This is a genomic window from Kitasatospora sp. NBC_01266, from assembly GCF_036242395.1.
Classification (GTDB): domain Bacteria; phylum Actinomycetota; class Actinomycetes; order Streptomycetales; family Streptomycetaceae; genus Kitasatospora.
This window is the reverse complement of sequence record NZ_CP108458.1, coordinates 7225459-7237914: the sequence shown is the minus strand read 5'-3', so window position 1 is coordinate 7237914 and position 12456 is coordinate 7225459. Positions and strand designations below refer to the sequence as shown.

Below are 12456 nucleotides of genomic sequence, written 5' to 3'. Positions count from 1 at the left end.
CTGCGCGTAACAGTGCGGTCGATCCGCGCGATTAGCTCAGCGGGAGAGCACTACCTTGACACGGTAGGGGTCACTGGTTCAATCCCAGTATCGCGCACAGTGCAAGACCGAAGGGCCGGATCCTCACCGAGGGTCCGGCCCTTCGGCGTTGTGGTCGCCCGCGGTGCCGGCGAGACGCGGAGCAGCGGCAGCACGAGTGCCGTGCGCGGGCGTCCTCACCGACGTCCGAGCACGGCACTCGTGGGTGGCCGGAGCTGGGCGCACCCGCTCCCTCGCCCGTCCGCGTGTGCCCGCGGGGGCGCCCGTCTCCGGCCGGCGTCCGATCCCTGTCCCCTGGGATCAGCGCCCGATCAGGTCGGCCACCGCCTTGGTCTGGGTGACCATCTGGTCCCAGCCGCCGAAGAGCAGCATCAGCGCGATGGCGAAGGGCAGTGCGATCGCCAGCGCGACAGCCGGGTGGCGCTCCTCGCGGACCGGGCGCTGAGCACGCTGCAACCGAGGGACGCGATCGGCGAGCGATCGCCGGTGCTCGGTGGCTCCGGTGAGCTGGGTGGCCATGATCCTGCTCCTGCCGCTCTGCGGTCCGCTGCTCGGGTCGGTCCCGGGTCCGGGGGTGGCTGCGCAGCGGTGGACGAGGAGCCTCGGGGGACGAGTGCCTCGTCCACCGCTGACCTCAACGGTAGGCGGCGGCAAGGCTGGTGACGTCATGCCTGCGTATCGTTCGAAGGCTGGCCGGGAGGATGATGCTCTGCGCCTCGGCGTACTACCGCAGATGGACGGGCGGGGTTGTCAACCCCCGAGGGAACCCTGAGAGGAGACCCCGAGACGTGGTCCGGAGCACGCCCTGGAGCGGAGATCGGACAATCCCACCGGCGGTTCGCGTGTTGCGTATCAGCACACCGCAGCCGACAGTCCGTAAGCTGTGCCCGACAGAAACTGACGACGCCCCAGTCTGCGGGGCCCACCTCACGGCTTGCCCACCTGACGGGCTGACGGGGACGACATGGCGATGATGCGGCTGAGGCGTGAGGACCCCCGCATCGTCGGCCCGTACCGGTTGCACCGGCGGCTCGGCGCCGGCGGGATGGGCGTGGTCTACCTCGGCTCCGACCGCAAGGGCCAGCGGGTGGCGCTGAAGCTGATCCGCGCCGAGCTGGCCGAGGACGTGGAGTTCCGCACCCGGTTCGCCCGCGAGGTCGCGGCCGCCTCCCGGATCCGGGCCGGCTGCACGGCCCGGGTGGTCGGCTCGGACCTGGAGGCGGACCGGCCCTGGCTGGCCACCGCCTACGTGCCTGGCCCCTCGCTGTACAAGCGGGTCGGGGACGAGGGACCGCTGCCCTGGCCGGAGGTGGCCCGGATCGGCGCCGCGCTGGCGGACGGGCTGGTGAAGGTCCATGAGGCCGGTGTGGTGCACCGGGACTTGAAGCCCTCCAACATCCTGCTCTCCCCCAAGGGCCCGCGGATCATCGACTTCGGCATCGCCTGGTCGCGCGGGGCGAGCACGCTGACCCACGTCGGGACGGCGGTCGGCTCCCCCGGCTTCCTGGCGCCCGAGCAGGTGCGCGGCGCGGCCGTGACGCCGGCCACCGACGTGTTCGCGTTCGGGGCCACCCTGGCGTACGCGCTGACCGGTGACACCCCGTTCGGTTCCGGCGCCTCGTCGGAAGTGATGCTGTACCGGGTGGTGCACGAGGAGCCGGACCTGTCCGAGGTGCCGGCGCCGCTCGCGCCGCTGATCGGGGCCTGCCTGGCCAAGGAGCCGATGGAGCGCCCCGGGGCCGCGCACCTGCACGAGCGGCTGAGCGAGCTGGCGGCGCGAGCCGGCGCCGCCCGCGGGCGGGCCGCGGCGGCCTCGGTGCCGCCACCGGCCGCCGGGGTCCGCGAGCGGGAGCAGGAGCGCGCCGTGGCGGCGCGCGACAGCGGCCTGCGGGAGTCGGCCGCCCGCGAGGCGGAGCGGGCCGAACGGGCGGCGCGCGAGGCGGACGAGGCGCGGGCACTCGGGCGCCCCCGGTTCGCCCGCTCGCAGCCCTACCCGCCGCCGCACGGCGGTGCGCCGCTCGGGCACCCGCCCGCCGCGCCGGTGCCACCCGCCCGACCGCGCCAGGAGGCCGGCGGCCGACCGCAGCCGCGCGATCGGCAGCACACCCCGCCGCCCGGACGGGCACTCGACGCGCGTCGACGGTTGCGGCGCCAGCGGCTGGTGGTCTTCATCACGGTGACCATCGGGGTGGCACTGGCCATCGCGGCGGCGCAGGGCTGTGAGAACCGTCACGCGCAGGGGCTGCTGCCGCTGCCGCGCACGGTGGCCCGGGTCGCCGCGGCGGGCCCGAACACCCCGGGCGAGGCGGGCGGGCTCGAGGGCGCCGGGCCCGCGATCGGCCTGTCGGCGGACGGCGCCCAGCCCTCGGTGGCGGCCCCGGCGGCCCGTACCGGCGGCGGGACGGGCAGCGCCGCGGCCTCGGCGACCCTGCCGGCCTCGCCCGGCACATTGTCCGGGCTCGGCCCGGCGGGCGGCCCGGTGCCCCCGGTGGACTGGCCCGACCGCAGCTACAACGACCCCGCCGGCGGCCCGCCGATCGCGCTGCGCGGTGGCCGCTCCGCCACCGACCCGGCCCCGGGCGCGCCGGTGGTCACGCTGACCAGCGTGCTGCCCGCCCGCTATCGCGGCGCACCGGCCACCGTGGTGGTGCTGCGCCGCACCGAGGGTTCGGTGCCGGTGGACCTGATCGAGCTGTTCGGCTTCGCGGCCGACTCCCCCGTCGCGCTCACCGCGCGCAGTTCGGCCGCCGATCCGCAGTCCACCGCCGGCTGGCGGCTGGAGGAGGGCGCCCTGGTCCGCGAGGAGCGGGTGACCCAGACCGGTGCCACCGCCACCACGCGCTACACAGCGCGGGCGGACGGCAGCCTGGACGAGTCCTGGCCGGGTGCGGGCGTCTCCGGCGGCACCGGGACGGCGCCGGGCTCTGCGGCCGGTGCGGTCGGCGGCGCGAGCGCGAGCTGACGCCCACGCGGCGCCCCGGTCGGCGCCCCGGTCGGCCGGGGGCGCGTTGGAGCGCAGGCGGCGCGGGCGGCGGATCGTTTCGAGCAGCGGGGTTCTGACCGTCAGTGAGGAGTGCGAGACTCTCCGGCATGAGACGGAACCCGCCCGAGCCCGAACGTCTGGAGCAGTCCCGACAGCAGCTGCGCGCGTTCGCCGCGAGCCCGCCGTTTCCCGTGTACGGACTGCGGCGGCCGGTGGTGGTGCCCGCGTTCCTCGCTGAGTGGCAGCGGGAGAACGAGGTGGTGGTCTCCGCCACCCTGGCCTACGGCGACTGGCGGGAGACCGACGGCCCGTTCGTCACCGTGACCACCGAGCCGCCCGGCAGCGCCGGGCGAGCGGGCGACCCGCTGCGGGCGCTGCGGCGGCTGGTCAGGAACGGCAAGCTGCCGCGGGCCGACGGGGCTCCGGTGCGGCGGCAGCTGGAGCGCGGCGAGCTCTGCCGGCTGGGCAAGGCCTGGGCGCTGCGCACGGCGGTCGGCGACCAGGCGGTGACCATCCTCGGGCACGGCCCGGCGCCGGAGGATGTCGAGGTCGGTCCGGTCGGCGATCTGCTGCCGTATGTGACGGCGCGCCAGGAGCTGTTCGCGCGGATCACCGCCGAGCTGCGGGCGCTGCCCGAGCCGGTGCTGGCCCCGGCCACGGGGGTGGCGGCGGTGCGGGCCTTCCTGGAGACCTTCGTGCCCGGCGGACCCGATGCCGGGGCGGCCTACCGGGCACTGGGGCGCCGGGCGGCCACCGAGCTGGGCAAGGTGCTGGGCTGCGGCCCCCAGCAGGCCGAGGAGCTGGTCTACTCGATGGCCAACCAGCTCTCCCACCTGCGGATCCACCTGCCCTGGTTCACCGAGGAGGACGGGCCGCGCGGCGCCGCGCTGGAGGAGATGCTGCGCCACTACGGGCTGGGCCAGCCGGTCCGCGGCGAGCCGGCGCTGATCCGCTGGGACCGCTACTGGGCGGCGCTGAACCAGGTGGGCGACGAGGTCACCGAGCGGCTGCTGGCCGACTGGGTGGCGGCCTGGCTGGACTGGGCGGCACAGCACTGGGCAGCACAGCGGGAGGGCTGACGGGACAGCAGAACCGACGGAACGTCAGCCGGCGCTGTAGGCGTTGACGGCGTAGAACGCGACGGCGGCCGCGGCGCCGACGTTGAGCGAGTCGATGCCGTGCGCCATCGGGATCCGCACCCGCTGGTCGGCGGCGGCCAGCGCCCGCGCGGTGAGACCGTCGCCCTCCGCGCCGAGCATCAGCGCGGCCTTGGGCAGGCGGTGCGGGGCGGCCTGGGCCAGGTCGACCGAGCCTTCGGCCGGGGTGAGCGCGAGCAGCTGGAAGCCGGCGTCGCGCAGCGTGCTGAGCGAGCCGGGCCAGGGGTCCAGGCGCGCGTAGGGGACGGAGAAGACGGCGCCCATCGACGTTTTGACGGCCCGCCGGTAGAGCGGATCCGCGCAGTCCGGGGAGAGCAGCACGGCGTCCATGCCCAGCGCGGCCGCGCTGCGGAAGATCGCGCCGAGGTTGGTGTGGTCGACCAGGCCTTCGAGCACCGCGACCCGCCCGGCGCCGATCAGCACCTCGGCGGCCGTCGGCAGCGGCTTGCGGGCCATCGAGGCCAGCGCGCCGCGGTGCACGTGGTAGCCGGTCACCTGCTCGGCCAGCCGGGGCTCGACCACGTGCACAGGCGCGTCGACCTCGGCGATCACGTCCGCCATGACGTCCAGCCACTTGGCGGTGAGCAGCATCGAGCGCATCCCGTACCCGGCGGCGAGCGCGCGGCGGATCACCTTCTCGCCCTCGGCGATGAACAGGCCTTCGGCGGGTTCGCGGCGGCGGCGCAGTTCGACGTCGGTCAGGTCGGTGTAGTCGGCCAGTCGCGGGTCGGCGGCGTCGGTGATGGTGCTGGGCTCGGACATGCTGCTCTCGGGGCGTCGGCTGGCGGGGGTCAGCGGGTGGCGGGGTCGAGGACGTGCACGACGTCGCCGATCACGATGACGGCCGGCGGGCGGACGCCCTCGGCGGTGACGGTGGCGGCCACCGTGGCGAGGGTGGCGTCGATCCGGCGCTGGGCGGCGGTGGTGCCCTCCTGGACCACGGCGACCGGGGTGTCGGCCGGGCGGCCGGCCTCGATCAGCCGGGCGGCGATCGCGCCGATCCGCTCGACCGCCATCAGCAGCACCAGGGTGCCGCTCATCCGGGCGGCGGCTTCCCAGTTGACCAGGGAGCGCGGGTCCTCGGGGGCGACATGGCCGGAGATCACGGTGAACTCGTGGGTCATGCCGCGGTGGGTGACCGGGATGCCGACGGCGGCCGGCACGCTGATCGAGCTGGAGATGCCGGGGACCACGGTGACCGGGATGCCGGCCTCGGCGCAGGCGAGCAGCTCCTCGCCGCCGCGCCCGTAGACGTAGGGGTCGCCGCCCTTGAGCCGGACCACGAACCTGCCGGCCTTGGCGTGGTCGATCAGCGCCTGGTTGATCGCCTCCTGGGCCATCGCCCGGCCGTAGGGGATCTTGGACGCGTCGATCACCTCGACGTGCGGCGGCAGCTCGGCGAGCAGTTCGCGCGGCGCCAGGCGGTCGGCGACCACCACGTCCGCGTCGGCCAGCAGGCGGCGCCCGCGCACGGTGATCAGGTCCGGGTCGCCGGGGCCGCCGCCGACCAGCGCCACGCCGGCCGAGCGCTGCCGGAACTGGCGGGCGCTCAGGCTGCCGTCACGCAGGCCCTCGACGATCGTGGTGCGCAGTGCGGCCGAGTGGCGCGGGTCGCCGGTCAGCACGGCGACCGTGGTGCCCTCGTCGTGCCCGGTGGCGGGGGTCCAGGCGGTGGCGAGGGCCGCGTCGTCGCTGCGGGCGCAGAAGATCCGGCGGCGCTCGGCCTCGGCGCTGACCGCCTCGTTGACCGCGCGGTCGTCTGTGGCGACCAGCACGTACCAGGCCTCGGCGAGGTCGCCGTCCAGGTAGCCGCGCCGCTGCCAGACGATCTCGCCGGCGTCGGCCATCGCCTGGACGGCCGGGGTGGTGACCGGGGAGACCAGCTCGACGTACGCACCAGCGGCTATCAGGGCGGGCAGGCGGCGCTGGGCGACCTGGCCACCACCGATCACCACGACCCGGCGTCCGCTCAGCAGCAGGCCGACGGGGTACGGCGTGCGGCCCTCGGTGCTCGGGTGCGGGTTGGGCGCGGTCATCAGGTGCTCCTGGAGGCTGGGCGGACTGTTCGGCAGCACCCCGTACCGGCGCGGGCAGGGCCTGCGCCGGTACGGGGTGGGGAGAGGACGTCAGCCCTTCTCGGTGACTCCGGCGGAGTCGAAGGTGGCTACATCGTGCATCGCCCGGGCGGCACTCTGCACCAGCGGGAGGGCCAGCAGGGCGCCGGTCCCCTCGCCGAGCCGCAGGTCCAGGTCGATCAGCGGCCGCAGGCCGATCTTGGCGAGCGCCGCCTGGTGGCCGGGCTCCGCCGAGCGGTGGCCCGCGATGCAGGCGGCCAGCACCTCGGGGGCGATGGCCTTGGCGACCAGCGCCGCCGAGCCGGCGATCACGCCGTCCAGGATGACCGGCGTGCGCAGCGAGGCCGCGCCGAGCAGGAAACCGGCGATCGCCGCGTGCTCCAGGCCGCCGACGGCCGCCAGCACGCCGATCGGGTCGGCCGGGTCGGGCCGGTGCAGCTCCAGGGCACGGCGGATCACGTCCACCTTGCGGGCGTGCGTCTCGTCGTCGATGCCGGTGCCGCGCCCGGTGACCTCGGTCGGGTCGGCGCCGGTGAAGACGGAGATCAGGGCGGCCGACGCGGTGGTGTTGGCGATGCCCATGTCACCGGTGATCAGGATCTTGTTGCCGGCCGCGACCAGGTCGCGGGCGGTCTCGATGCCGACCTCCAGCGCCTTGAGCGCCTCCTCCCGGGTCATCGCCGGGCCCTGGGTCATGTCGTCGGTGCCCGGCTTGACCTTGCGCGGCAGCAGACCGGTGGTGCGGCCCTGCTGGATCGCCTCCGGCAGCTCGGCCTTGACGCCGACGTCGACCACGCAGACCTCGGCGCCGACCTGGCCGGCGAAGGCGTTGACCACCGCTCCCCCGGCCAGGAAGTTGGCCACCATCTGGGCGGTGACCTCCTGCGGCCAGGGGGTGACGCCCTGGGCGTGCACGCCGTGGTCGCCGGCGAAGATCGCCACGCAGGCGGGCTCCGGGATCGGCGGCGGGCACTTCCGGGACAGGCCGCTGAGCTGGGCGGAGATGATCTCCAGCATGCCCAGCGAGCCGGCCGGCTTGGTCATCCGCTTCTGCCGGTCCCAGGCCAGGCCGAGCGCCTTGGCGTCCAGCGGGCGGATGGTGCGCAGCGTCTCGGCGAGCACGCTGTGCGGCTCCTCGCCGGGCAGCGCGCGGTTGCCGTACTGCTCCTCGTGCACCACCCAGGAGAGCGGGCGCTTCTTGGCCCAGCCCTGCTGCTGCAGCTCGGGCTCGTCCGGGAAGGAGTCGACGAAGCCGACGCAGAGGTAGGCGACCACCTCCAGGTGCTCGGGCAGGCCGAGCTCGCGGACCATCTCCTCCTCGTCGAAGAAGCTCACCCAGCCGACGCCCAGGCCCTCGGCGCGGGCCGCCAGCCAGAGGTTCTCGACCGCGAGGGCGGCGGAGTACGGGGCCATCTGGGGCTGGGTGTGCCGGCCCAGGGTGTGCCGGCCGCCGCGGGTGCGGTCGGCGGTGACCACGATGTTGACCGGGGTGTCGAGGATGGCCTCGATCTTGATTTCCTTGAACTGCTTGGCCCGCGCCTTGGGCAGCGAGTCGGCGAAGACCTCGCGCTGGCGCTCGGCCAGGGCGTGCATCTTGCGGCGGGTCTCGGCGGAGCGGATCACCACGAAGTCCCAGGGCTGCGAGTAGCCGACGCTGGGCGCGGTGTGGGCCGCCTCCAGGACGCGCAGCAGGACCTCGTGCGGGACGGGGTCGGGGCGGAAGCCGTTGCGGATGTCGCGGCGCTCACGCATCACCTGGTGGACCGCCTCGCGCATCGGGTCGTCGTAGCCGGGGGCCGCCGGGGGGCGGGGAGCGGCGGGCTCGGCCGGCTCCTGGGTCTCGGCGGACTCGGGCTCGGCCGGCTCGGGCTCGGCCGGCTCGGGCTCGGCCGGCTCGGCGGTGGCGGGGACTGCGGCCTCGGGTGCGGCGGGTGCGGCGGGTGCTTCGGCGGCGGGCTCGGACGCTTCGGTCGAGCCGACGGCGTCGGCGGGGGCTTCGGCGGCTTCCGCTGACGGGGCGTCAGCGACCGCTTCGGCCTCGGGGGTGGCCGCGGCAGCGGCTTCGACGGGCGCCTCGGACTCGGCGGCGGGCGCTATCGCCGGCGCGGCGTCGGTCGTGGCGGCCTCGGCGGCGGGGGCTTCGGCGGCCGGAGCCTGGGGCTGCTCAGCGGGCGGCGCGTCGGAGACCTGCTGGTCAGGGGTCTGCGCAGCAGCGGCCGGCGGCTCGGCGGTCGGCGCCTCGGGGACCGAGAGGCCGAGCGGGGCGGGGTCGGCCAGGAAGGCGGCGATCCGACGGGGCGGGGCGACCGGCGCGGCGGCCTCGACGGCCTCTGGCTGCTGTGCTGCCTCGACGGTGGGCTCGGCGACCGGGATCGTGGAGGTCGGGATCGCGGGGGCCGGGTCGGCCACCGGCTCGGCCGCCTGGTCCGCGACGGCCTCGACCGACGGCGCGTCAGCGGCGGGCGCCTCGGCGACCGGGGCTTCGGCGGCGGGCTCGCCAACCGGAGCTTCAGCAACCGGAGCCTCGGCAGCCGGGGCTTCGACGGGCGCGACCGGCTCAGCGGCCTCGACCGGGACCGCCTCGGCGACCGGTGCGGCCTCGGGCAGCGGGGCGGCCTCGACCGGGACGGCGGACTCGACCGGCGCGGGCACCACGGACTGCGGCTCGCTCGCGACGGCCTGAGCCGGGATCACCACGGTCTCGGTGACCGGCTCGACCGGCGCGGGCACGGCTGCCATGAGAGGGGCGACCTGCACCGGGGCGGCGACCGGGATGCCGTGCGGCGGGGTGCCGCCCGGCTCGGAGGGACCGCGGTCGGCCAGCGAGCGGACCGGCACCTGACCGGTCATCACCGAGGGGTCCGGGATCGGCGGCCCGGCGTGCAGCGGCCGGCGCGCCGGGCCGCCGACCGGCTGCGACACCTGGGGCTGCGCGGCGGCGGCCGACGCGGCAGCCGCCTGCTCCGGCTGGGCGACGACCGGGGCCGGCACCTCGGCAGCGGTCGGCAGCGGCGGGTCGAGCGGCGGCCAGGAGGGCTCCACCGGCACGCCGGCCGACCCCTGCTCACCGCCCTCGACCGCAGCGGCGGCCGGCACGGCCGCGGGCTGCGTGAAGACCGGCTCGACCGGCGCCACGCCGGGGACGGCGGGCTGCGGCGCGACGGCGGTCGGCGCCACGGGCGCGGACACCACCGAGGCCGGCACGGCCTGCGGCTCCGACTGCGGGACCACCGCGGCGGGCTGGGCGGGCGGCGCGAGCGGCGGGGCCGGAATGTGCGCCGCGGGGAAGGCCATCGAGCCGTCCACCGTCGCGTACACCGGGTACCCGGGCGTGCCCTGCGGCGCGAGCGCCTCGCCGAGCGGGACCACCGGCGAGGTGGCCACGTCGCTCCAGGAGCCCTGCGGCCCCGGCATCAGCAGCACATCGTCCTCGTCCTCGAGCGGGTCCACCCGGTCCGGCTCGTCGATGAAGGTGTAGCCAGGACCCGGCACGCCCACCGGTACGGCCTGGCCGACGAGGTCGCCGCCCCACCCGCCACCTCCCTGCACCGGGTCGGTTCCGGTCTCGGGGAGCAGGTGCTCCGGCAGTCCCTCATTGGGGATGTGACCGCCGTCGGTCATGTCAACACTCCTTCCAGGCCGCTTCCGCGTCCTTGGCGGCCCGGTCGCCGACCGAGGCGCACCGCCCGCTCCGGGTCCAAGCCGCGTGCCGGCCCACCCCACAGTCCAACCTGCCGACCGTCGCGCGCTCCGCGCGGCGGCCCTGGGCCGCCCCGGCGGTCACGGCGTCCGGTGCCGTTCGTCCGACCCCGCAGGGGCAGCCGGTCACCGTGCACCGTCACCTGAACTAACGACAGCCCGGGGCAACCGGCACGACCGGCCCGGGCCCCGGGACATTCTCCCGATCACGCGAGCGTCAGTCGAATGCCCACACGCTGATCTCTGTGTGGGTTGCACCACGTCGGCAGTCCGCCGTTCGAGAATCGTTCCGAAGATCCCTGACGGCGGTCGGATCGTCAGACTACCGGCACGAACTGACAGCCCAACGGCCAGGTGTCCGTTTCATCCGCTTTTGCCAGGGCGGCGGTTGGCGACTTCTCAGCTGCCGGACGGTCGGACCGACCGGTCTCAGCCCCGGGGCTCGGCCCAGAGCACCAGGCTGCTCTCGCCCGCACCGATCGTCAGACCGCCATCGGCGGTGAGCGGCGCGGACTGCAGGATCGCGCCCTCCACCTGGTAGCCGGCGGCGGCGACCACGACGCGGATCTCCTCCGCCTCGGCCAGGGTGCGGGCCGGCGCCACCAGCCGGCCCGGACGGCGGGTCAGCACCGCTGCCACCACCTCGGCGCCGCCGCGCTCGACCACCACGGCGTCCGGTTCGGGCAGCCCGCCGAGCACCTCGGGCGCACTGCCGGCGGCGGTCTCCACCTCGACCCCGTACCGGCGCGCGTTGACCGCGATCCGCGCGCAGCCGGCCGCGTCCGCCTCGACCGCGACCACGGCCGCGCCGAACCGCGCGGTCTCCACCGCGAGCGCGCCGCTGCCGGCGCCCACGCACCAGACCAGGTCCCCCGGCCCCGGACCGAGCCGGGCCAGGATCACCGCCCGGGCCTGCGCGGAGAGGGTCCGCGCGCTCGCACCGTCGTAGGCGTCCCCGGGCAGTGCCCAGCCGCGCTCGGTGGTCGGGTACCCGACCGGGCGGCCGGCCAGCCAGCCGGAGGGCGCGTCCACGGCCTGGGAGTGCGCGTTGCCGCCGATCACCAGCACCACGTTGGGCTCGCGCCAGTCGTGGTCGGGCACCCGGTCGGAGGTGAGCACGGTGACGTCCTCGTCCTCGGTGCCGAGCGCCTCGCAGACCACGAAGGTGCGGTGCACCCCGCGCAGCATCAGGGCCAGCTCGCTGGGGCCGGCGTCGGGCGTGGTCAGCACGGCCACCTTGGGGTGCGCCCGGCAGACGTTGGCCGCCTTGCGCAACCGTCCGCCGTGCGTGCTCACCACCTGCGCGTCCTCCCAGGGCATCCCGGCCCGGGCGAAGGCGGCGGCGACCGAGGAGACGGCCGGCAGCACCTCCAACTCCAGGCCGTACTCCGGGCGACGCAGGGTGCGCACCACGCCGAAGAAGCCGGGGTCGCCCTCGGCGACCACCACCACCGCACCGCGGTGTTCGGCGATCCGGCGGGCTGCCGACCCGACGTTGCCGAGCGCGATCCGCTCGGCGGCGGCCGGTACCGGCAGTGCGTTGAGCTGGTAGGGCGCCCCCGCCACCAGGGTGGCCGCGGCGAGCGCGGCGGCGGCCGCCTCGGTCAGCGGCGTGCCGTCCCACCCGATGACCGTGATCCGGTCAGCCATCGCGGCTGCTCTCCCTCGATTCCCGCCTCACGACTCGGCCACGGCGCGCGGCGGTGCGCGCGGCTGGCCCCTGGGTCGGCCGGGGGTGCGCGGGCGTCAGGTGCACCCACCCCGCCACTGCGACCATCCCGTCCAGGAGAGGAGGTTACCTGGTGAGGCGGCGGGCGGCTGCGGGCGGATCCGGCCTCAGGGACGGTGCAGCGCGGCGAACGGGGCGGGCGACTCCCGTACCGGTTCGAGGTCCTCCGGCAGCAGGCTCCAGAGGATCAGGTCACTGCGGCTCTCCTCGCCGGCCGAGCCGACCTCGCCGGTGCGCACTATCCAGGCGCTGCGCAGCACGCCCTCGCTGATGCAGCCGATCTTCTGGGCGACCTGCTGGGCGGCGGTGTTGCCGGCCGCGGTGCGCAGTTCGAGACGGTGGAAGCCCCGGTCCTCGAAGAGCCACTGGGCCACGCCGAGCAGCGACTCGACGGCGTAGCCCTCGCCGCGGGCCCAGGGCGCGGTGACGTAGGCGGCCTCGGTGCTGAGCAGCCGCCAGTCGGTGTGCCGAAGTTCGACCAGCCCGACCAGCCGCTGGGTCAGGTGCTCGGTGACGGCGAAGGCGATCCCGCGCCCCTCGGCGCGCAGTGCGGGGGCCCAGTCGCGGACCCAGCGCCGCGCGTGGGCGTGGGTGAACGGCTGCGGTACATCGGTCCAGCTGAGCACCAGGTCGTCGGCCATCATGGCGACCAGCTCGGGCGTGTCGCCCTCCTCCAGAGGGCGCAGCAGCAGCCGTTCGGTGCTGATCGCGGTCTCGGGGAAACTCGCTGGCATACCGTCTCTCCTCGCCGGGTCGTGGACCCACGGTACGCCC

General features: G+C 75.8%; 7 protein-coding genes, 1 tRNA gene and 1 pseudogene. 3 read left to right on the top strand and 6 right to left on the bottom strand.

Annotated features, from left to right (window positions below; genetic code table 11):
• Positions 1 to 25: 25 nt before the first annotated feature.
• A tRNA-Val gene (locus OG403_RS31180) sits at positions 26 to 97 on the top strand.
• 242 nt (positions 98 to 339) lie between these two features.
• On the opposite strand, the gene OG403_RS31175 is transcribed toward OG403_RS31180, so the two are convergent.
• On the bottom strand, positions 340 to 558 hold the full coding sequence (locus OG403_RS31175; RefSeq protein WP_329570303.1) for a hypothetical protein: 219 nt from the start codon (positions 556 to 558) through the stop codon (positions 340 to 342).
• Positions 559 to 1003: 445 nt separating this feature from the next.
• Here OG403_RS31175 and OG403_RS31170 point away from each other — a divergent pair.
• Positions 1004 to 2260 (top strand): annotated as a pseudogene (locus OG403_RS31170) (serine/threonine-protein kinase); the annotation flags it as partial.
• An 869-nt stretch (positions 2261 to 3129) separates the two neighbouring features.
• Entirely contained in the window at positions 3130 to 4101 is a 972-nt protein-coding gene (locus OG403_RS31165) for a hypothetical protein (protein WP_329570301.1), read from the top strand.
• 24 nt (positions 4102 to 4125) lie between these two features.
• Here the strand turns inward: OG403_RS31165 and OG403_RS31160 are convergent, their stop codons facing one another.
• From OG403_RS31160 to OG403_RS31140, 5 genes are all read right to left on the bottom strand, one after another.
• Entirely contained in the window at positions 4126 to 4941 is an 816-nt protein-coding gene (locus OG403_RS31160; protein ID WP_329570299.1) for a TrmH family RNA methyltransferase, read from the bottom strand.
• A gap of 29 nt (positions 4942 to 4970) precedes the next feature.
• Positions 4971 to 6215 (bottom strand): uroporphyrinogen-III C-methyltransferase, encoded by a 1245-nt coding sequence (cobA, locus tag OG403_RS31155; protein WP_329570297.1) that lies wholly within the window; start codon positions 6213 to 6215, stop codon positions 4971 to 4973.
• A 90-nt stretch (positions 6216 to 6305) separates the two neighbouring features.
• On the bottom strand, positions 6306 to 9875 hold the full coding sequence (gene cobT / locus OG403_RS31150; RefSeq protein WP_329570295.1) for a nicotinate-nucleotide--dimethylbenzimidazole phosphoribosyltransferase: 3570 nt from the start codon (positions 9873 to 9875) through the stop codon (positions 6306 to 6308).
• 507 nt (positions 9876 to 10382) lie between these two features.
• A complete protein-coding gene (gene cbiE / locus OG403_RS31145; RefSeq protein ID WP_329570293.1) occupies positions 10383 to 11603 on the bottom strand; it encodes a precorrin-6y C5,15-methyltransferase (decarboxylating) subunit CbiE in 1221 nt (406 codons plus the stop codon).
• 186 nt (positions 11604 to 11789) lie between these two features.
• A complete protein-coding gene (locus OG403_RS31140; protein WP_329570291.1) occupies positions 11790 to 12416 on the bottom strand; it encodes a GNAT family N-acetyltransferase in 627 nt (208 codons plus the stop codon).
• Positions 12417 to 12456 lie beyond the last annotated feature (40 nt).

Coding starts and splice junctions, on each gene's coding strand:
- OG403_RS31175 (WP_329570303.1), bottom strand. CDS start 558: ATGGCCACCCAGCTCACCGGAGCCACCGAGCACCGGCGATCGCTCGCC.
- OG403_RS31165 (WP_329570301.1), top strand. CDS start 3,130: ATGAGACGGAACCCGCCCGAGCCCGAACGTCTGGAGCAGTCCCGACAG.
- OG403_RS31160 (WP_329570299.1), bottom strand. CDS start 4,941: ATGTCCGAGCCCAGCACCATCACCGACGCCGCCGACCCGCGACTGGCC.
- cobA (WP_329570297.1), bottom strand. CDS start 6,215: ATGACCGCGCCCAACCCGCACCCGAGCACCGAGGGCCGCACGCCGTAC.
- cobT (WP_329570295.1), bottom strand. CDS start 9,875: ATGACCGACGGCGGTCACATCCCCAATGAGGGACTGCCGGAGCACCTG.
- cbiE (WP_329570293.1), bottom strand. CDS start 11,603: ATGGCTGACCGGATCACGGTCATCGGGTGGGACGGCACGCCGCTGACC.
- OG403_RS31140 (WP_329570291.1), bottom strand. CDS start 12,416: ATGCCAGCGAGTTTCCCCGAGACCGCGATCAGCACCGAACGGCTGCTG.